Origin of the sequence: Nocardioides nitrophenolicus (assembly GCF_016907515.1) — a bacterium.
GTDB lineage: Bacteria > Actinomycetota > Actinomycetes > Propionibacteriales > Nocardioidaceae > Nocardioides > Nocardioides nitrophenolicus.
In genome coordinates this window covers 5,506,929-5,524,816 of the sequence record NZ_JAFBBY010000001.1, presented here as the reverse complement: position 1 = coordinate 5,524,816, position 17,888 = coordinate 5,506,929, and the positions used below count along the sequence as shown (strand labels likewise).

15 protein-coding genes and 1 tRNA gene are annotated in these 17,888 nt (G+C 73.7%); 3 read left to right on the top strand and 13 right to left on the bottom strand.

The genetic code is table 11. The features are described from left to right. Window positions 1-47: 47 nt before the first annotated feature. The 9 genes from JOD66_RS26500 to JOD66_RS26460 all read right to left on the bottom strand — a co-directional run bounded on the left by JOD66_RS26500 (window position 48) and on the right by JOD66_RS26460 (window position 11,179). A complete protein-coding gene (locus tag JOD66_RS26500; protein ID WP_204839758.1) occupies window positions 48-971 on the bottom strand; it encodes a glycosyltransferase family 2 protein in 924 nt (307 codons plus the stop codon). Further along, window positions 968-2,278: an O-antigen ligase family protein gene (locus JOD66_RS26495; protein WP_204839757.1), complete on the bottom strand. Its 1,311-nt coding sequence runs from the start codon at window positions 2,276-2,278 to the stop codon at window positions 968-970. Before JOD66_RS26495 ends, JOD66_RS26500 begins: the two co-directional genes overlap by 4 nt. A gap of 114 nt (window positions 2,279-2,392) precedes the next feature. Then, window positions 2,393-2,890, bottom strand: coding sequence for a serine acetyltransferase (locus JOD66_RS26490; protein ID WP_239547174.1), 498 nt, complete (start codon window positions 2,888-2,890; stop codon window positions 2,393-2,395). Window positions 2,891-3,080: 190 nt separating this feature from the next. Next, window positions 3,081-5,639 (bottom strand): CHAT domain-containing protein, encoded by a 2,559-nt coding sequence (locus JOD66_RS26485; RefSeq protein WP_204839755.1) that lies wholly within the window; start codon window positions 5,637-5,639, stop codon window positions 3,081-3,083. Next, window positions 5,636-6,226 carry a hypothetical protein gene (locus tag JOD66_RS26480; RefSeq protein WP_204839754.1) on the bottom strand — a complete coding sequence of 197 codons (591 nt, stop codon included), beginning with the start codon at window positions 6,224-6,226 and terminating at the stop codon, window positions 5,636-5,638. The genes JOD66_RS26485 and JOD66_RS26480 overlap by 4 nt, the downstream gene beginning before the upstream one ends. Further along, window positions 6,223-6,858, bottom strand: coding sequence for an RNA polymerase sigma factor (locus tag JOD66_RS26475; RefSeq protein WP_204839753.1), 636 nt, complete (start codon window positions 6,856-6,858; stop codon window positions 6,223-6,225). Before JOD66_RS26475 ends, JOD66_RS26480 begins: the two co-directional genes overlap by 4 nt. Before the next feature lie 182 nt (window positions 6,859-7,040). Then, window positions 7,041-8,555 carry a GTPase gene (locus tag JOD66_RS26470; RefSeq protein WP_204839752.1) on the bottom strand — a complete coding sequence of 505 codons (1,515 nt, stop codon included), beginning with the start codon at window positions 8,553-8,555 and terminating at the stop codon, window positions 7,041-7,043. Further along, the gene (locus tag JOD66_RS26465) at window positions 8,552-10,189 is read right to left on the bottom strand and encodes a dynamin family protein (RefSeq protein WP_239547173.1); all 1,638 of its coding nucleotides are present in this window, start codon (window positions 10,187-10,189) and stop codon (window positions 8,552-8,554) included. The genes JOD66_RS26470 and JOD66_RS26465 overlap by 4 nt, the downstream gene beginning before the upstream one ends. Before the next feature lie 357 nt (window positions 10,190-10,546). Beyond that, complete coding sequence (locus JOD66_RS26460; protein WP_204839750.1) at window positions 10,547-11,179, bottom strand: hypothetical protein; 633 nt, start codon at window positions 11,177-11,179, stop codon at window positions 10,547-10,549. Between the two features lie 238 nt (window positions 11,180-11,417). Between JOD66_RS26460 and JOD66_RS26455 the strand changes: the two genes are divergently transcribed. Then, window positions 11,418-11,491: transfer RNA gene (locus JOD66_RS26455), tRNA-Pro, on the top strand. Window positions 11,492-11,539: 48 nt separating this feature from the next. On the opposite strand, the gene JOD66_RS26450 is transcribed toward JOD66_RS26455, so the two are convergent. From JOD66_RS26450 to JOD66_RS26440, 3 genes are read right to left on the bottom strand one after another with little or no spacing between them, the layout of a single operon-like run. Next, the gene (locus JOD66_RS26450; RefSeq protein ID WP_204839749.1) at window positions 11,540-14,845 is read right to left on the bottom strand and encodes an error-prone DNA polymerase; all 3,306 of its coding nucleotides are present in this window, start codon (window positions 14,843-14,845) and stop codon (window positions 11,540-11,542) included. A 40-nt stretch (window positions 14,846-14,885) separates the two neighbouring features. Next, a complete protein-coding gene (gene arr / locus JOD66_RS26445; RefSeq protein WP_372442816.1) occupies window positions 14,886-15,320 on the bottom strand; it encodes an NAD(+)--rifampin ADP-ribosyltransferase in 435 nt (144 codons plus the stop codon). Further along, entirely contained in the window at window positions 15,293-15,643 is a 351-nt protein-coding gene (locus JOD66_RS26440; RefSeq protein WP_204839747.1) for a TraR/DksA family transcriptional regulator, read from the bottom strand. Before JOD66_RS26440 ends, arr begins: the two co-directional genes overlap by 28 nt. Before the next feature lie 67 nt (window positions 15,644-15,710). Between JOD66_RS26440 and JOD66_RS26435 the strand changes: the two genes are divergently transcribed. After that, complete coding sequence (locus JOD66_RS26435) at window positions 15,711-16,193, top strand: nuclear transport factor 2 family protein (RefSeq protein WP_204839746.1); 483 nt, start codon at window positions 15,711-15,713, stop codon at window positions 16,191-16,193. A gap of 41 nt (window positions 16,194-16,234) precedes the next feature. Further along, entirely contained in the window at window positions 16,235-16,447 is a 213-nt protein-coding gene (locus JOD66_RS26430) for a hypothetical protein (RefSeq protein ID WP_204839745.1), read from the top strand. 17 nt (window positions 16,448-16,464) lie between these two features. Here JOD66_RS26430 and JOD66_RS26425 read toward each other — a convergent pair whose 3' ends face one another. Further along, window positions 16,465-17,769, bottom strand: a complete 1,305-nt coding sequence (locus tag JOD66_RS26425; protein ID WP_204839744.1) for a phospholipase D-like domain-containing protein — start codon at window positions 17,767-17,769, stop codon at window positions 16,465-16,467. Window positions 17,770-17,888: the final 119 nt, after the last annotated feature.

Genomic DNA, 17,888 nt, shown 5'->3' with positions numbered 1-17,888 from the left:
TCCCTCTCTGCTGGTGGTGATCTGCTGCTCGGTGTGCGTCGGCGCGCTCACACGCCCCTCCCGAACCGGTGCAGCGTGTTGAGCACCCGCTCCGCGTTGGGCGGGTGGGGCAGCACGGCGAGCGCCACAGCCGCGCGCCACTGGCGCGGGTCGGTGCGCAGCGTGCGCCGGATCCACTGCCAGGACTCGGCGCGCTCGCCGGCGGCCGCCGTGCCGAAGGCGAGCTGGCCGTAGACCCGGGCGGCGCCCCTGCTGTCGGCGGCGATGGCCGGGTGGAGCTGCAGGATCGCCCGCAGCGCGGCGTTCTTGGAGTCCCAGCGGCGGGCGAACATGGAGGCTCGGCCCCACTGCACCACGGTGAGCGGCTCGTCGAGGTGGGCGATCGGCCGTCGCTCGGCGGCGCGCAGCTTGATGTCCCAGTCCTCGAGCTGGCTCTGCGGCAGCTCTTCGTTGATCAGGCCGATCTCGTCGACCAGCGCGCGGCGGTCGAAGAAGAAGCAGGAGGAGTGGAGCATCGCGTAGATCGACCGGGTCAGGTCGGCGTGGGTGACCGTGTCGGTGCCGGCGAAGCGGTCGGTGCGGGTGCCGTCGTAGTCGACGGTGATCGAGCAGGTCACCAGCTCGGGCCGGTCGGGCTGCTCGGCGCGGGCGACCTGCCGGCGTACCTTCGACGGCAGCCAGTGGTCGTCGTCGTCGCAGAAGGCGACGTACGCCGTGTCGAGCGCGAGGATGCCGGTGTTGCGGGCCCCCGAGAGGCCGGCGGTGCGCTGGTTCGTGACCACGCGGACCGGGCGCCGGGGCTCGGCCGACGCGAGGCTCGGGTCGGGCGCGGTGCCGTCGTACACCACGACGGTCTCGACGACGCCCGGGTAGTCCTGGGCGACGACCGACGCGATCGCCCGGCGCAGCAGCTCGGGACGGGCGCGGGTGGGGATCACCACGCCGACGCGGGGCGGGGACGTCGCGGTCATGAGGGGTCTCCTTCGGTGAGGACGAGGCGCTCGGGACCGCGGGCCGCGACGGCGGCGGCGATCATGAGGAGCGGCAGGCCGTAGGGCAACATGCCGTAGAACAGCAGCTGGACGGTGCCGACGAGGAGCGTCGTGCACGCGGCGACGCCCAGCGGGTCTCCTCGGTGCCGGCCGCGGGCGTACATCGCCAGGAAGAAGGCGACCCACGCCAGCGCCGCGACCGGTCCGTGGGAGACCAGCATCATCCACAGCTGACCCTGGGTGCCCACGCTCGGCTCCTCGGGGTTCGCCGACGGGATCGGGGTGGCGTGTCCGAGCAGCGGCGATGAGGCCACCGCCGAGAGCGACTGCTCGTAGAGCGAGAGCCGGGCGGTGTTGCTGGTGCCCTCGGCCTCCTCGTTGAGCCGCAGCCCCATCCGCTCGCTCACGGGCAGCACGTTGAACAGCACCACGCCGAGCACCGCGCTCAGCGCGACCGCGGCGACGATCGCGCCCTTGCGCGCGAGCGCGGCCCGCACCGCCAGGTAGGCCACCGCGATGCCGAGGCTGATGAACATGCCGCGGTTGAGGGTGAGGAAGGCCGGGATCGTCGACACCAGGAGCAGCACCGCCACGGCCGCCCCACGCCGGGTGCGCCAGGTGTGCAGCAGGTAGACGAGGACGAAGGGCGCGAGCAGCGAGTACACGCTGCCCCAGTTGTTGGTGTAGAGGAAGGGCGCGGTGGGCCGCGGCGAGACCTCCAGGAAGCCGTTGGGGTTGTACTGGGCGAACGGCCGGACCGTCATCTGGCCGATCAGCTCGTTGGCGCGCGCGGCGCCGGGCAGCAGGTGGCTGGCTGGGGTGCGCAGCGATCCGGTGGGGACCGCGAGCCCGAGGTAGCCGCCGACGGTGACGTAGAGGAACCAGAGGGTCAGCGTGCCGGTGAGATAGCGCGAGGTGATCGTCGCCCGGGCGTTGAAGACGTAGGCGAAGATCACGCCGGCGGCCACGCACAGCAGCCAGCGGTAGCCGAAGAGCACGATCCCGGCCGCGCGGTCCAGCATCACGACGGAGGCCAGCGCCCACGCGCAGTAGAGCACCCACCAGCCGAAGCCCCGCGGGACCCGGATCCCGCCGGCGCGGGCCATCAGCCAGGCCATGAGCAGCGCGAAGGGGATGGTCACCACGTCGAGCACGCCGCTCGCCCACCACAGCGGCAGCCCGGCGAAGAGCACGCCGAGCGGCCAGGTCGGCAGGTCGGGCGCCGAGCGCGGCCGCCCGTCCGGCCGGCCGGGCGCCTGGCTGGTGGGGTGCTCGCGCACGTTCATCGGTCGATCGGGCCTTCTGCTGGGTGCTGGTGTCCTTCCACCAGTGCGTCCCGGGCCCCGCCCTGATCCAGTGATCGCCGATTTCTTTCACCGATCACCGACAACGCTCGGACCTCAGCGCAGGCGCATCGGGTTGCCGACCGCCACGGCACCGGCCGGCACGTCCTTGGTGATCACCGCGTTGGCGCCGATCCGGGCGCCGTCACCGACGGTGATGCCGCCGACGATGACCGCCCCGGCGCCGATCTCGACGTCGTCGCCGATCACCGGGCACGGCCCGCCCGCCCGGGCGTTGCCGATCGTCACGCCGTGCCGCAGCAGCACCCGCGCGCCGATCACCGAGCGGTCGTTGACGACCAGGCCGACACCGTGGCGCAGCCGGGCCCCGGGCCCGATCGAGGTCTTCCAGGGGATCTCGATGCCGAGGACCCACTCGACGAGCACCCGGTAGAGCAGCCCGTACGCCGTCGCGGGCACCCGCCAGGCCCCGGACCGGTTGCGGCTGGCGCGGTGGGCGAGCCGGAAGGCGGCCAGCACCAGCCGGCCACGGGGGTCGGGTCGGTTGGCCCGCCAGTCCTGCAGGACCTCGGCGCGAAGGGACGTCGGCGGCATGCTCACGTCGCACTGGTGCGCGCCGCCGGCCCCCGTGATCCCGCGAGCCCGGAATTTCCGCCCGATGGTGGATCAGACCCGGCCCCACCACGCACCAGTGGTGCATGAGGCCGACGTCCACACCCCCGACCACCGAGCCGAGCTGCCGCTGCCACCCCTGCTACCACGACCTCGGCGTGCACGCCCCGGGCTACGACGCCGGCGTGAAGTAGCGGAAGGCCGCCCAGTAGTAGGGGTGCGGGTAGGACGCTGCGACCCGTCGGCGCGCCAGGCCGAGCGCACGACGTGGTGTGTCGCCCGCCGCGAGATGCCGGTAGAACTCGGTCATCAGCTCCACGGTGACCGCGTCGTCGACCACCCACAGCGAGGCGACCACGCCGGCGGCGCCGGCGTTGAGACAGGCCCACGCCAGACCGATCGGCTTGACCAGGTTGCCGGCCGCGCGGCCCGAGCCACAGGCGCTGAGCACGACCACCCGGTCGTGCATCGGGTAGCTGCCGTCGACCAGCTCGGCCGCCGTCAGCCAACCGTCGGAGAGGCGGAGCGCGGAGAACAGCGGGTTGCCGGCGTGGAAGCGGCCGTGGGTCGCGAGATGGACGACGTCGGCGTCGACCATCCGCTCGGCGAGCACCTTCGAGGTGGCCGCCTCGCCACGGTGCACCTCGGCGTCCGGCAGCAGGGCGGCGATCATGTCGGCCTCGGTGGCGATCTCGGGCGCGTCCTCGTCGGCGAGCGCGAGCACGAGCACCGAGGTGCCGCAGGCCGCGGCCTCGACCGGCGCGTCGACCAGGTCGCGCACCGGCGCGAACCGCTCGCGCCACGGCGCGCCGACGTCGAGCAGCGCGTCGAAGGGCACGCCGAGCAGGTGCCGGTGCGCGGCGACCGAGAGCGGCTCCAGCTCGAGGTCGCTGAGCAGGTCGGCGAGCGGGGCGACCAGCACCTCGTAGAGCGCGTCCAGGCGGGAGGACGTCGGGCCGGTGGCTCCGAGCGCGGCGACCATGTGGCACTCGTGCCGCCAGCCGTCGACCAGCCGCGCCGTCTCGGAGCTGATCCCGGTCAGTCGGCGCACGAACACCTGCGCCTCGCGGATCACGAACGCGATGACGTCGTTGCCGATGACGTAGTAGTCGACCGCCGGCCCCTCCGGCACGGGCGGCAGGTCGGGCGCGTCGGCCCGGCCCGGGTCCGTCGTACGACGGCGCGCGGCGTCGATCAGGTCGTCGGTGTCCGCGACCGAGCCGGCCGCGTCGTCGACATGCCAGCCGGCGGTGTGCTCGCGCAGCGTGGTGAACGCCGACGCCTTCGAGGCGCGGACCCGCTGCCAGGCCTCGATCACGGTCGAGTGGCGGCCGTCGGCGACCAGCAGGTCGATCAGCTCGTCGCTCGCCTCGGCCAGCAGCCCGCCGCGGCTCGAGGTGGCGCGGGGGCGCTGGGCGAGCAGCGGCTGCATCGCGCAGGCCGCGCGGAGCTCGTCGGCGGCGTCGCTCGTGCGGCCGGCCCGGCGCAGGAAGCGGGCGCGCGCGAGGCGCAGCTCCATCCGCAGCTCGGGGCGGGCCAGCCGGTCGACCTCCGCCGAGGCGCGCGCGATCCGGGCCTCGGCCTCGTCCGGGTCGGTGGCGGCCCAGGCCGCGAGCACCATCGCCCGGACCCGGTTGACCTCGAGGGTGGTGTCGTCGCTCTGGATCCGCGCCAGCCGCATGCCGACGGCGGTCTGGTTACCGTCCAGGTGGGCGATCCGGGTCAGCAGCAGCCGCGCCTCGTCGCGGGTCACCACGTCGCCGCACTCCTCGCTGAGCCGCTCGGCGGCGTCCAGCGAGCGGGCGGCGGCGTCGGTCCGTCCGAGCCGCAGTGCCGCGGCGGCGCAGACCAGCTCGGTGCGGCCCAGGTCGGCGATCCGGCCGGAGTCGCGGAAGCTGTCGCGGGCCGAGGCGGCTCGCGTCAACGCCTCCTCCGCCAGTCCGGCGCTGAGCAGGGCCTCGGCGAGCACCCGGTCGCGCTCGGCCAGCCCGACTCCCTGGGCCTCCAGGGTCGGCGCGATCCGCTCCAGCAGCTCCATCGCCGACACCGGCGTGCCCGCGGCGGCCAGCGCCTCGGCGATCGGGATCACGGCCTTCGCCGCGTCCAGGGTGGCGCCCTCGCGCAGCAGCTCGCGCCGCGCGTCGCAGAGCACGTCCAGCGCCCGGTGCACCAGCCCGTCGGCGACCAGCACCCGGCCGCGGTGCAGCCCGATCTTCGCCACGGACAGCCGATCGCCGATCCGGCGGGCCAGGTCGTCGGCGAGGTCGAAGTGGCGCACGGCGGCGGCCAGGTCGCCGACCGCGGCGTGGGCCGAGCCGAGCTGCTGGTGGGCCCGGACGTGGAGCCGGGTCGCGACGTCCTCGTCGCCGACGCTGCCCCGCTCGATGCCAGTGAGGATCCGGCCGACGACGAGCACCACGTCGGCATACTCCCCCGCGGCCAGCATCACCGCGGTGCGCCCGAGCATGGCCTCCCGCGCCTCGAGCGTGCGGCCGGCGGCGAGCCAGTCCATCCGCGCGATCTGGAACGCCGTGATCGCGCCGATGAGGCTGCCGCGGTCCAGCTCGATCTCGCCGCGCAGCACGCCCAGCCGGGCTCGGCTCGCCGGGTCGTCGGTGTCCTGCAGCAGGGCCGAGATCCGGTCGAGCAGCTTCGCGCAGCGAGGCAGGTCCTGATGCTGGATCCGCTCGGCCTGGTCCAGCAGCCGGGCGACCTCGTCGGCGCGGTTCATCCCAGCTCGAGCGGCGCCGCGACCCGGACCCCGTCGAGCGAGATCCGCAGCTCGTCGACGACGACCGGCACCTGGTCGAACTCGAAGCGGCCGTCGGAGGTGGACACGGCCCGTCGGCGTACGACGCCGCCCTCGAGCAGGGTGACCTCGGCCGCGACCGGGGCGCGCTCGGTGAGCAGCAGCCCGCGCAGCTCGACGTGGCCGGCGGACGCGGGCCCGGTCTCGAGCACGAAGCGCCCGGCGTCGCTGTCGAAGGCGAGGTGCGACTGGCCCGGCGTGTCGGGTCCGCGGACGCCGGCGACCCGCGGCTCCCGAGTGTCGTAGAGCAGCCGGGCCCGAGTCCAGCCCTGGTCGGCGGGGAAGTTGGCGGGCTCGCGGAACATCGCGCGCAGCTCGCCGCGCAGGTCCGACGGCGGCGCCTCCAGCTTGAGCCGCTCGGTGGTCGCCAGGAAGTCCTCGACCCAGGCCGCGGCCTCCGCGGCCTCGTCGTCGCGACGTACGGCGTCGGCGACGCCCTGCCCGCGCTCGGCCGGCAGCCGGCCCTCGATCCAGTCGACGATCTCGGTGAACGTCGCGCGCCGGGTCACCAGGCACCTTCCTCGGTCAGGATGCCGCGCAGCTTGTCGAGGCACCGGCCGCGCAGCGGTCCGATGCCGCCGATCGAGCGCCCGAAGCGCTGGGCGATCTCGGCGTAGCTCGGCGACTCGGGGTCGAGGTAGAGCGCCTCCAGCAGGTCCTTGCAGGTGCCGCCGAGCTCGGCGAGCGCGTCGTGGAGGGCGAGGGTCGCGGCCCAGTCCTCCTGGGACTCGTCGACCTCCTCGGGCGCGACCTCGAGCTGGACGTCGCGCCGGCTGAGGTTGCGCACCCGCCAGGACTGGCGTCGGGTGACGGTCATCAGCCAGGACGCGAGCCGCTCCTCGTCCTTGATCCGGTCCAGGGAGTCGATCAGGGTCAGGAAGGTGCCCTGGGTGATGTCGGCGGCGTCGTCGGCCGAGAGGCCGTTGCGGCGCGCCACCGAGTAGACCAGCCGCTCGTAGCGGCCGACGAGCAGGTCCCAGGCCTCCGGGTCGCGCTGGCGGCAGCGGGCGAGCAGCTCGCCGTCGGTCGGCTCGGCCTCCGTGGCGCGCGGCAGCGACCGCAGCGGGATCACCTTCGCCACGGGGGCGTCCTGGTCGTCGGTCTCGGGGTGGGCGGGAGCGCCGCAGGAGGGGATGGCCATGGTCCTTCGCTTGGTTCGAGGCGGGAGGCGCGGGTCACGCGCGCGACGCCCAATACGGGTGGTGCCCGGATGCGGGCCCCGAGCCCCCACTCCGACGCTCATCCAACGGGCACGTGGAGACCCCGTCACGACATTGGGTCGCAGCGTTCTCAGACCTGATATGACGTCTCGCCAAACCTCGCTCAGCGTGTTGCGCGGCTCACAGTCGCGGCGTCCAGGCCCGCCCGGAAGCGGTGGTACGACGCGAGCTCGGCCTGCACCGGGTCGACCACCTGGGCGCGCACCACCCGGCCGATCACCTGCTCGCTGTCGGCCGCCAGCGCGCGGCCGTCGTCGAGCGCCCCACGGCGGCGCGCCGAGCGTGCGGCGAGCCAGCCACCGGCGCCGACCAGCACCGCCAGCGCGCCGAGCACGGCGCCGAGGACCGGCCGGCCGAGACCGGCCAGGACGCCGGCGCCGACCAGGGCGAGCAGCGCGACCCCCGCGGAGCCGGCGAGGGTGCCGCGACCGGCGTCGGCGCCGAGCGAGGGGCGCACCGCCCCGAGCTCGGCGTCCAGCCGCTCGGTGAGCAGCGGCAGCCGCCCCGTCGCGGCCGCGCGCACCGGCGCCCCCCAGACGTCGGTGAGATCACGGGCCGCCTGGTCGGCGAAGGCACGCACCGCGGCGCTGACTGCGGCGCCGTCGACCGGACCGACCCGGACGCCGGCGCGCTCGCGGCGCTCCGCGCGCTCGACGCGGACCGCGGCGCCCGGGACGCCGCCGGCCTCGGCCACCCGGCGGACCAGGTCGTCGACCCACACGTCGGGCACGGTGCGCGGCGCGTCTCCGGCGGCCCGGGCCAGGGTGGCGGCGGCCGCGTCGACGTCGGCGGCCATCCGCTCCTCGGCGTGCTGGTTGTCCTCGACCCGGCGGCGTACGGCGGTGCGCAGCTCGTCGACGCCGAGGCCGCCGCGGGCGCTGATGCCGAGCACCCGGGGATCGCGCATGCCGTCGGCCACCAGCACCTTGCGCAGGTCGCGCAGCAGGCCGGGCCGGTCCTCCTCGGCGACGGTGTCGACCTGGTTCATCACCACCATGGTGACGGCGCGGTGGCCGGCCAGGGGACGCAGGAAGCGCTGGTGGATCGCGGCGTCGGCGTACTTCTGTGGGTCGACCACCCAGATCATCGCGTCGGCGAGCTGGATCACCCGCTCCGCCTCCCGGTGGTGAGCGGTCTCGACCGAGTCGTGGTCGGGCAGGTCGAGCAGGATCAGGCCCTCGGGCAGGATCCCGCGCGGCGGCGCGTCGGGCAGCGTCGAGCGGAAGAACTGGTGGGCGGGCGGCACGCCGAGCCAGGCCAGCAGGTCGCTCACCTCGGCGTCCGGCTCGCCCCAGACCAGGGCCTTCGCGACCGCGGTCGTCGGGCGCTGCGCGCTCGACTCGGAGAGCGGCACGCCGGCCAGTGCGTTGAAGGTGGTCGACTTGCCGGATCCGGTCGCGCCGGCGATGGCGACCACCGTGTGCCGGGCGGACAGGCCGAGCCGGCCGTCGGCACGCGCCGCGGTCGCCTCGATCTCGTCGAGCAGGCCGTCGTCGAGGCGGCCGCGCGCCTCCTTCACCGCGCTTCGCAGCCCGTCCAGGCGGCGCTCGAGCGCCGACTGGCGGCCCACCAAGGACGCCGGGGCGTCGCGGAACACCGCTCCCAGACCTCCGCTCATGCCGGCACCTTCCTCTCCCGCGGCGCCATGGCCGGCATCGAGCTGGGTCGTCCCAGGACCTCGTCGACGGTCCTGCGTGCGCCACGGACCAGCCGGGGCGCGTCGGGCGTCAGGCCCCAGGTCATGACGGGGCGCAGGTAGCGGTCCCGTTCGAGCGCCATCAGGTCGCCGAGCAGCGCCTCCAGGCTGGTGCGGGCCGCGGGGACCGCTCCCGGGCCGGTCAGGGCGCCGACCGCCAGCGCGACCGACAGCAGCCGGGCGACCCGGCCGGTCTCGTCGGCTCCGCTCGCCGCGCTCCCGAGGGCCCGGCGCCAGGTCGCGACGGCCGACCGGCTCCGGGCGGCGAGGGTGCGGCCGGGCCGGGTGAGGTCGTCGGCGGACCAGTCCAGCAGTGCAGCGCCGTACGGCGTCGCCCGCAGCTCACGGCCGGTGGCCTCGGCCGCCTGCTCGGCGTGCTCGAGGACGAGCGCCTCCAGGGCCAGGTCGAGTGCGAGCTCGATCGCGTCCAGCTGCTCGGGCGCCACGGTGGCGCCGCGGTCGCGTACCCGCTGCAGCAGGTCGGCGGGCGCGAGCGGCTCGTCGGTGCCGACCAGCTCCTGCCAGCGCGCCAGCAGGCCGCCGCGCAGCACCGAGCCGTCGGTCGCGGCGCGGACCAGGGCGGCCTGCGCGGCGTCGTAGGTCCGGTCGGCGACGCGCAGCAGCTCGCCGACCGCCCCGACCTGCTCGTCGGCGGCGGCCGCGACCTGGTCGGCGACCTTGCCGGCCTCGCGCAGCGCGCCGGCCACGCACTGGGCGGCGATGTCGCGGCGGATCACCGGCGCCGCCGAGAGGTCCTGGATCGCGCCCCGGATGGCGTCGACCTGGTCGGTGTCGAGCAGGCCGTCGGCCACCCGGCCGTGCTCTACGATCACGACCTTGCCGCGCCCGATCCCGCGGCGGTTGAGCTGGCGGACCAGGTCGGTCGAGACCACGTCGAGGTCCTCGGGCTGGATCCGGTTGAGGACCACCATGAGCGGGGTGTCCCGCTGGCGGGCGATGTCGAGCTGGTGCCAGGGCACCTGGTCGGCGTACCTGTTCGCGGAGGTGACGAAGAGCCACATGTCGGCCGCCGCGAGCAGCCGGGTGGCCAGGCGCCGGTTGGCGTCGTCGATCGAGTCGAAGTCGGGCGCGTCGAGCAGGGCGGTGCCCCGCGGGACGGCGGTGGTGGGCACCAGCTGGAGCACGCGGGGGTCGTCGGTGGTGTGGTCGACCCGGTCGAAGGCCGCGAGGATCCCGTCGCGCGCGAACCACGGGGCGTCGTCGGGATGGTGGATCAGGACGGGCGAACGAGTCGTCGGCCGGATCAGCCCGGACTGGCTGACCCGCTCACCCACCAGGGTGTTGACGATGGTGGACTTCCCGACGCCGGTCGGGCCGCCCACCACGATCAGCAGCGGCCGGTCCGGCTCGGACAGCCGGGGCAGCAGGTAGTCGTCGAGCTGGTCGAGCAGGATCTCCCGGCGCTCGCGCACCGGCTCGCTCCCGGGCAGCGCGAGCGGCAGCACCGCGGCCCGCAGGGCGTCGCGCAGGGCTCGGGTCGCCTCGGCGCCGGGCCGGCCCAGGATGTCGGGCGAGAGGAGGTGGCCCGCGCCCATGGCGCTCACCGGCGCTCACCTCGACCCGGCCGGATCTGCTCAGCGCCCACCAGTCACCTCGTCCTCGCACCGCCCGCGCCGGGGTGCACCCAGCCTGTCGAGACACCAGTGCGCCGGCCGGCGACAAAAGATCCGCGCCGCGCCGAGAAAAATCGCCACCGCCATCGGGTCCGCGCGACCCCCGCGCGGTGCTGACCAGCGTTGGGCGGTTGGGCGGTCGTGCTGGGTGGGGATTCACCACGGGATGTAGGCGAATGACCACTCCTGTAGTGGAACTCCGCTACAGAACCACGGGTTCGCCTACATCCCGTGATGAATCCCCACCTGCCAGCCGCCACCACTGACCGCCGGGTACGCCTAGCTAGGGCCTGTCCCCGAGCCGAGGGCGACGCTGACCCGCAGGTCGTGGTTCTCGGCGACCAGCTCACGCAGGTCGTCGGGCAGCGAGGCGAAGCTGAACCGGCCCAGCCGGTCTCCCTCCACCGTCCGGAAGGTCTCCCCGCCCGCGACCACCGACGCCTCGAAGACCGTCGAGGTGGCGGCGTCCGCCGGCAGCACCTGCCCCTCCAGCCGGACCCGGTCACCGGCGAGTGGCGTCACGTCGACCATCACGTCGACCTCGTCGCTGCCGAAGGCGAGGTGGAAGGTCTCCGCGGCGCCCGCGGAGGCCTTCTCGTCACCGGACCGGGTGCCGGTGCGGGCCCCGGCCCGGCGGCTGTCGAAGATCAGCCGGGCCACCACGCTGCGCGGCGACGTGCGGTCGACCGGGCGGGCCGCCCAGTCCTGGAACGCCTGGCGCAGGTTCTGGCGCACGATCGGCGGGGGCGAGGAGAGCTGCAGCGAGGCCGCCGCCGCGTTGAACCGCTGCAGCCAGCGCACCGCCTTCCAGGTCCGCTCGTCGCCCGCGTCCAGGGCGCGCTGCACCTGGGCGGCGGCGGTCGGGTCGAGCCGGCCTTCGTACCAGTCGACGATGTCGGTGAATCGGACCATCGGGATCACCAGAGCCTGTTCTCGGTCGGCAGGGACCGGAGCAGGACCGCAGAGGGGAGCATGAGTCTCGGCAGCCTTCGAACGAATCGGGGGGTTGGGGGGTTTCCGAGAAGCCCCCACCCTACGACGCGACGCGACGCGCGTCATGCAGGCCGCGCCACGACAGGGGCGATTCGGGGGTGCCCGAGGGGCTGCGGTAGTGTTCCGTTCGCCCCACCGGCCGTCTGCGGCGGGGCTTCGGGCTGTAGCGCAGCTTGGTAGCGCACCTGACTGGGGGTCAGGGGGTCGCAGGTTCAAATCCTGTCAGCCCGACCGAACGAGCCGGCTCCGACCACACCAGGTCGGGGCCGGTTCCGCTTCTCACCGGAAGTCCCGCGACGACTGCCGCGCCTGCAGCGCGTCGCCCGTGCCGGGCAGGACGACGTCGAGCGGCTCGACCCGGTCGGCGACCAGGTTGGTGACACCGTCCTGACGCTCGACCAGACCGCGGATCACCACGGCGACCCGGTTGCGCGCGGCCTGCCGGTGGGCGCGCATCACGCCCGGCGAGCAGACCACGTTGAGCATGCCGGTCTCGTCCTCGAGGTTGAGGAAGGTGATCCCCCCGGCCGTGCCCGGGCGTTGGCGGTGCGTGACCAGGCCCGCGACGTGGACCCGGCGGCCCGCCTCGGTGGTCGGCAGGTCCCCCACCGCCTTGATGCCGGCGGCGCTCAGGGTCTCGCGGAAGTGCTGGATGGGGTGGACGTCGGTCGAGATCCGCGTTGCCCACAGGTCGGCGAGGGTCACCTCCAGCGGCGTCATCTCCGGCAGGGTCGGCGGGGCCGGCGCGGGGGTGCTGCCGGGCAGCTGGGCGCCGTCCTCGGCGTACCCGGCCATCCACAGCGCCTGGCGCCGGTCGAGCCCGAAGCCGTCGAGCGCGCCGGCGGTGGCGAGCGCCTCGAGCTGGGCGGGGATCAGCCCGGCGCGGCGGGACAGGTCGCGGATGTCGGCGTACGGTGCCTCGCCGCGAGCCGCCACGATCCGGGTCGCGACCTCGGCGCCGATCCCCTTGACCGCGTCCAGTCCCAGGCGCACCGCCAGCGCGCCGTCGTGGCGCAGCGGGTCGTCGCCGGTCGGCTCGCACGGCTCCAGCCCGGCCTGGACGCCGGAGCGCGCCAGGTCCGGAGGCAGGACGACGACGCCGTGGCGGCGGGCGTCGGCGACCAGGGACTGGGGGGAATAGAAGCCCATCGGCTGGTTGCGCAGCAGCCCGGCCAGGAAGGCCGCCGGATAGTGGAGCTTGAACCAGGACGAGGCGTAGACGAGCAGCGCGAAGCTGAGGGCATGGGACTCGGCGAAGCCGAAGCCGGCGAAGGACAGCACCTGGACGTAGATCGCGTCGGCCGCGTCACCGGTGATGCCCTTGCGGGCCATGCCGGCGTACAGCTTGTCCTTGACCTTCTCGATCCGCTCGATGCCGCGCTTGGAGCCCATCGCCCGGCGCAGCAGGTCGGCGTCGTCGGGCGTGCAGTCGCCGAGCGCGACCGCCATCTGCATGAGCTGCTCCTGGAACAGGGGTACGCCGAGCGTGCGCTCGAGGATCGGCTCCAGCAGCGGATGGGGATAGCTCACCTCGTCGCGGCCGGTCTTGCGGCGGATGTAGGGGTGGACCGCGCCGCCCTGGATCGGGCCGGGGCGGATCAGCGCGATCTCGATGGCGAGCTCGTAGAAGCGGTTCGGCTTGAGCCGCGGCAGGGTGCCGATCTGGGCCCGGGACTCGACCTGGAAGACGCCGATCGAGTCGGCCCGCCCGAGCATCTCGTAGACCGCCGGCTCCTCCTTGGGCAGTGTCGCGAGCGTCCACTCCTGGCCGAGGTGCTCGGCGACCAGGCGGATCATGTGGTCGAGGGCGCCGAGCATCCCGAGACCGAGCAGGTCGAACTTCACCAGTCCCATCGACTCGCAGCCGTCCTTGTCCCACTGCAGCACGGTCCGCTTCTCCATCCGCGCCTTCTCGATCGGGCACACTTCGCCGATCGGGCGCTCGGTGAGGACCATGCCGCCGGAGTGGATGCCGAGGTGGCGGGGCGCGCCGATCAGCTCCTCGGCGAGGGACACGACGTGGTCGGGGATGCCGAGGTCCCGCTCGACCTCGCTCCCCCAGCTGTCGACCTGCTTGGACCAGGCGTCCTGCTGACCCGGCGAGTAGCCGAGCGCCTTCGCGGCGTCGCGCACCGCCATCCGCGGCCGGTAGCTGATCACGTTGCAGACCTGCGCGGCGTTGCGGCGGCCGTAGGTGTCGTAGACCCACTGGATCACCTCCTCGCGCCGGTCGGAGTCGAAGTCGACGTCGATGTCGGGCTCCTCCTCGCGGTGCTGGGAAATGAACCGCTCGAAGGGCAGGTCGTAGAGCACCGAGTCGATGGCGGTGATCCCCAGGGCGTAGCAGACCGCGCTGCTCGCCGCCGATCCCCGCCCCTGGCACAGGATCTTCTTCTTCCGGGCGAACTCCACGATGTCGTGGACGATGATGAAGTAGCCGGCGAAGTCCTTCTCGAGGATCACCCGCATCTCCGCCTCCACCCGCTGGCGGGCCGCGTTCGCGTGGGGCAGGTGGGCGTACCGCTCGGCGAAGCCCCGCTCCAGCAGGAACCGGAGGTGCTCGGCCGGGGTGCTGCCCTCGGGGATGCCCTGCTTCGGCAGCCGCGGCGAGGCCTTGCGCAGGTCGAAGGCCAGCTCGCGGGACAGGACGACGGAGCGGTGGACGGCGTCCGGCCGGTGCGCGAACCGCCGCAGCATCTCGGCGCCGCTGCGCAGGTGGGCACCGCCGGACAGGTCCAGCCAGCCGTCGAGCTCGGCGATGCTGCGCCGCGCCCGCACCGCGGCCATCGCCGCGGCCAGTCGCCGCCGCTCGGGGACCGCGAAGTGGACGTTGCCCGTGGCCAGGACCGGCAGTCGGCGGTCGTCGGCGAGCCGGGCCAGCAGGTCGTTGTCCTCCTCGCCGCCCGGCTGGTCGCTGGCGGTCAGCTCCACCACGACGTGCTCGTGTCCGAACCGGTCGGTCAGCTCGTCGAGCACCGCGGCCGCCGCCGCGGGGCCCGCCGCGGCGAGGGCCTGGCGGACCGGGCCCTTGCGACATCCGGTCAGCACCACCCAGTGCCCGCGCCCCCGCTCGGCGAGCTCGTCGAGGTCGTGGGCGGGGCTGCCCTTCTCCGGCGCCCGCAGTCCCGCCTCGGTGATCGCCCCCGACAGCCGGTGGTAGCCCTCCACGCCACGGGCCAGCACCAGCAGGTGGCTGCCCTCCGGGTCCGGGATGCCGTTCTGGGAGCGGTGGACGCCGAGGGTCAGCTCGGCGCCGTAGACCGTCCGCAGCTCGTAGTCGGCCCCGGCCTCAGCGAACAGCGGCGCCCCCGCGAACCCGTCGTGGTCGGTCAGCGCGAGCCCGTCGAGGCCCAGCCGGACCGCCTCCTTGACCAGCTCGACCGGCGAGCTGGCGCCGTCGAGGAAGCTGAAGTGGCTGTGACAGTGGAGCTCGGCGTACGGCGTCGACGCGGCCGGCCGGACGACCTGGTCCGGCTCGACCCGAGGGCGCTTGCGGCGCGACACCGGCGCCTCGAGCGCGGGCGCGCGCCCCGACAGCCGCCGCTCGAGCTCGTGCCACGGGACCGGTGGGTTGTTCCAGCCCATGCGGCCAGCCTAGTCGAACAGGTGTTCGACCGCCAAGGCGTCAGTTGATGATCTCGCCGCGCTCGCTCTCCCGCAGCTCCGCCAATCGCTCCCGCCAGGTCGCCAGCGCCTCCGGCGTCAGCCGGGTCCAGTCGTGGACCTCGCCGACGACGCGGAGCGGGTCCCGGCTGCGGTAGGAGCGCGTGGGGTTGCCCGGGAACTTCTTGTCGGTGACATTGGGATCGTTCTCGAAGGGCCCGGTCGGCTCGACGGCGTACACCCGCGGCTCGGCGTCCCCCGGCGCGAGCTCGGCCGCCAGGCCGGCACCGTCGGGGAGGGCGGTGAAGTAGACGTGGTTCATCACGACCTCGGGCCGGTAGTTGGACCGGAAGCCCGCGGTCAGCAGGTCGCCGACCCGCAGATCGGCCTTGGTGCCATGGAAGAACGGCCCCTCGTCGAGTACGTCGCTCACCGGGCCAGCGTAGGCGGGGCACACCCGACGCAGGTGCGGGCGGTGGGCCGCGCCTCGAGCCGGGCCGCGGCGATCGGCCGCCCGCAGGCCTCGCACCGGCCGTAGCCGCCGGAGTCCAGCCGGGCGAGGGCCGCGTCGATCTCGGCCAGCCGGTGGCGCACCTGGGCCACCAGGGTCGCCAGCTGGGAGCGCTCGAACGCGATCGTCGCGCCCTCGGGGTCGTGCTCGTCGTCGGCGTTGGTGTCGCGCGAGGCGGCGACCACCTCGGCGAAGCTGCCGGTGAGGCCGGCCAGCCGGCGTACCGCCTCGTCGCGCTCGGCCAGCAGCAGGGTCCGCGCGTCGTCCACCCACCCGATGCTGCCACCCGGCGCCGACACCCTCGACCAGATCTAGAACACGTTCTACAGTGCCGCCATGGACCTTGTCGCGATCGAGGAGATCAAGCGCCTCAAGCACCGCTACTTCCGCACCCTCGACCTCAAGCTGTGGGACGAGTACGCGGACTGCCTGGCCGCCGACGTCAGTGCGCGCTACGGCACCCAGGCGATGGGCGAGCCGCTGCACTTCGACAGCCGCGACGCGGTCGTGGCCTACATGGCCGAGAACCTCGGGCCCGGGATCATCACCGTCCACATCGCCAACCACCCCGAGATCGACGTCGACGGCGACACCGCGACCGGTTCGTGGGCGTTCGAGGACACCGTGATCGTGCCCGACCTCAAGGTCCGGATCCGGGGCGGGGGCTACTACGTCGACAGCTACCGCCGCGACCCCGACGGCGCCTGGCGGATCGCCTCGACGCGCTACGAGCGCATCTACGAGGCGCTGACCTCGCTCGACGACCTCCCCAGCTTCAGGCTGATCGCCAACCGGTGGGACGCCGCGCTCGAGCACTGAGCGCGGCGTCTGCGCCCGGGAGCAGCGGGTACGGCGCCCTCATGACCGAGACCCATCCCGACCAGCCCGACCGGCCCGACCGGCCCCGCGACGACGAGCGCGTCGCCGAGCGCGCCGAGCTGCTGCCCGAGGAGCGGGAGGCCGGCAGCGACGCCCCCGAGGACCAGGCCGCGGCGATCCTCGAGGAGTCCGACGAGCGCACGGACGACCCCGAGGGGACCCGCCGGGACAGCAGCCAGACGCCCGGCGGGTGAGCCCGCCCGCGGCGGGCTCAGCCGAGCTCGAGCTCGTGGAACGGGTAGTCCTTCGGCGCGAGGAACTCGGTCCCCGGCACGATCCGGCCGTTCGGGTCGGCGGAGTTGACGTAGTTGTTGATGCTGCGCGGCGCCTGCCGGTAGATCAGATCCACCTGGTCGGCGTACTTCGCCGCCAGGGCGGCGTCGTCCCAGAAGATCACGTTCTGCTCGTCGGAGTGCCAGCCCAGCTGGGTCCAGTTCTCGCTGCTCGACAGCACCACGTTGCCGTCGGCCCGGCCACCCACGTTGCCCTGCACCGACAGGCCCTTGAGGTGGACATAGCGGTCCTTGAACTTGTTGGCCGTCGCGCCGGTGATGTAGACCATCTGCTTCGCCGGCAGCCCGCGCAGGATGTTGCGGATCTTGAGCGGCATCATCATGAAGACGATGCGTACGTCGCAGCCCGCGTTGGCGAGGGCACGCACCTTGCGGGCGACCTTCACGCCGCGCTGGTCGCCCCACACGGCGTTGGCGATGCGCACCTTGGTCCGTCCGCCCGGGACGTTGCTCGCGCCCGTGCACTGGACCTGGTTGAGCACCTTCAGCGCCGGGTCGACCTTCTTCTTGTGCGGCGCGAAGATCGAGGTGATGGTCGAGCCCGGGGTCGTGGTGCTCGGCACGGTGAATCGCAGCGGCTTGGTGTTCTTGTCCTTCTTCGCCTGCTTCCACATCGTCATCCAGCCGTCGTAGAGCGGCTGGTTCTCGGTGATGGTGGTCCAGTCGTTGAACTGCTGCACCGCCGCGGCACCGGTGAAGTTGCCCGAGCCCTGCATCGCGATCCAGCTCGTCGCGCCGGAGCGGCTGACCAGCATCAGCTTGGAGTGCATCGCGCCGCCCTTGCCCCGGCAGGTCGAGGCGCAGGTTCGGATCCAGCTCCGCAGCGGCTTGGGACGGTCCGCATTGCCCTTCGCCAGGGCCTTGCGCAGCGTCGGGTACGAGCGACCGGGCCCCTGCGACTTCGCCAGCCCCCGCGCCATGATGATCTGCACCGACACGCCGCGCTTGTGGGCGTTGACGAAGACCTTCGTCAGCTTCGGCGAGTCGAAGTTCCAGGTCATCAGCCGGATCGTCTCCCCCGCCGGGACGTTCTTGACGGTGCTGATGATCTTGCGCTGGATCCGGGTCTTCTTCTTGGTGCTGCGGAAGGGGTGGTTGAACACGATCCCCGGGGTCACCACGCGCGCCGGGTCGGGCGCCCGCTTCGTCGCGGCCGCCTCGGTCCGTCCCGGCCCGGCCACCAGCAGCCCGGCCGTGAGCAGGACCGCGACCGCCGTCGCCACCACCCCCCGCGTCGTACCGACGACCGACCGAACTCCCGTGAACCGCACGATCTCCCACTCCCTGTCATCCCGAGCCCTTGTCTCCCCCTCACAGCGGCCGGGACCACGGATTCGTTACA

What these genes read in the sequence shown, in the direction of transcription:
- JOD66_RS26430 (WP_204839745.1), top strand. Translation starts at nt 16,235, where the DNA reads ATGACCGAGACCCATCCCGACCAGCCCGACCGGCCCGACCGGCCCCGC.
- JOD66_RS26500 (WP_204839758.1), bottom strand. Translation starts at nt 971, where the DNA reads ATGACCGCGACGTCCCCGCCCCGCGTCGGCGTGGTGATCCCCACCCGC.
- JOD66_RS26465 (WP_239547173.1), bottom strand. Translation starts at nt 10,189, where the DNA reads ATGGGCGCGGGCCACCTCCTCTCGCCCGACATCCTGGGCCGGCCCGGC.
- JOD66_RS26450 (WP_204839749.1), bottom strand. Translation starts at nt 14,845, where the DNA reads ATGGGCTGGAACAACCCACCGGTCCCGTGGCACGAGCTCGAGCGGCGG.
- JOD66_RS26460 (WP_204839750.1), bottom strand. Translation starts at nt 11,179, where the DNA reads ATGGTCCGATTCACCGACATCGTCGACTGGTACGAAGGCCGGCTCGAC.
- JOD66_RS26435 (WP_204839746.1), top strand. Translation starts at nt 15,711, where the DNA reads ATGGACCTTGTCGCGATCGAGGAGATCAAGCGCCTCAAGCACCGCTAC.
- JOD66_RS26495 (WP_204839757.1), bottom strand. Translation starts at nt 2,278, where the DNA reads ATGAACGTGCGCGAGCACCCCACCAGCCAGGCGCCCGGCCGGCCGGAC.
- JOD66_RS26485 (WP_204839755.1), bottom strand. Translation starts at nt 5,639, where the DNA reads ATGAACCGCGCCGACGAGGTCGCCCGGCTGCTGGACCAGGCCGAGCGG.
- JOD66_RS26470 (WP_204839752.1), bottom strand. Translation starts at nt 8,555, where the DNA reads ATGAGCGGAGGTCTGGGAGCGGTGTTCCGCGACGCCCCGGCGTCCTTG.
- JOD66_RS26475 (WP_204839753.1), bottom strand. Translation starts at nt 6,858, where the DNA reads ATGGCCATCCCCTCCTGCGGCGCTCCCGCCCACCCCGAGACCGACGAC.
- JOD66_RS26490 (WP_239547174.1), bottom strand. Translation starts at nt 2,890, where the DNA reads ATGCCGCCGACGTCCCTTCGCGCCGAGGTCCTGCAGGACTGGCGGGCC.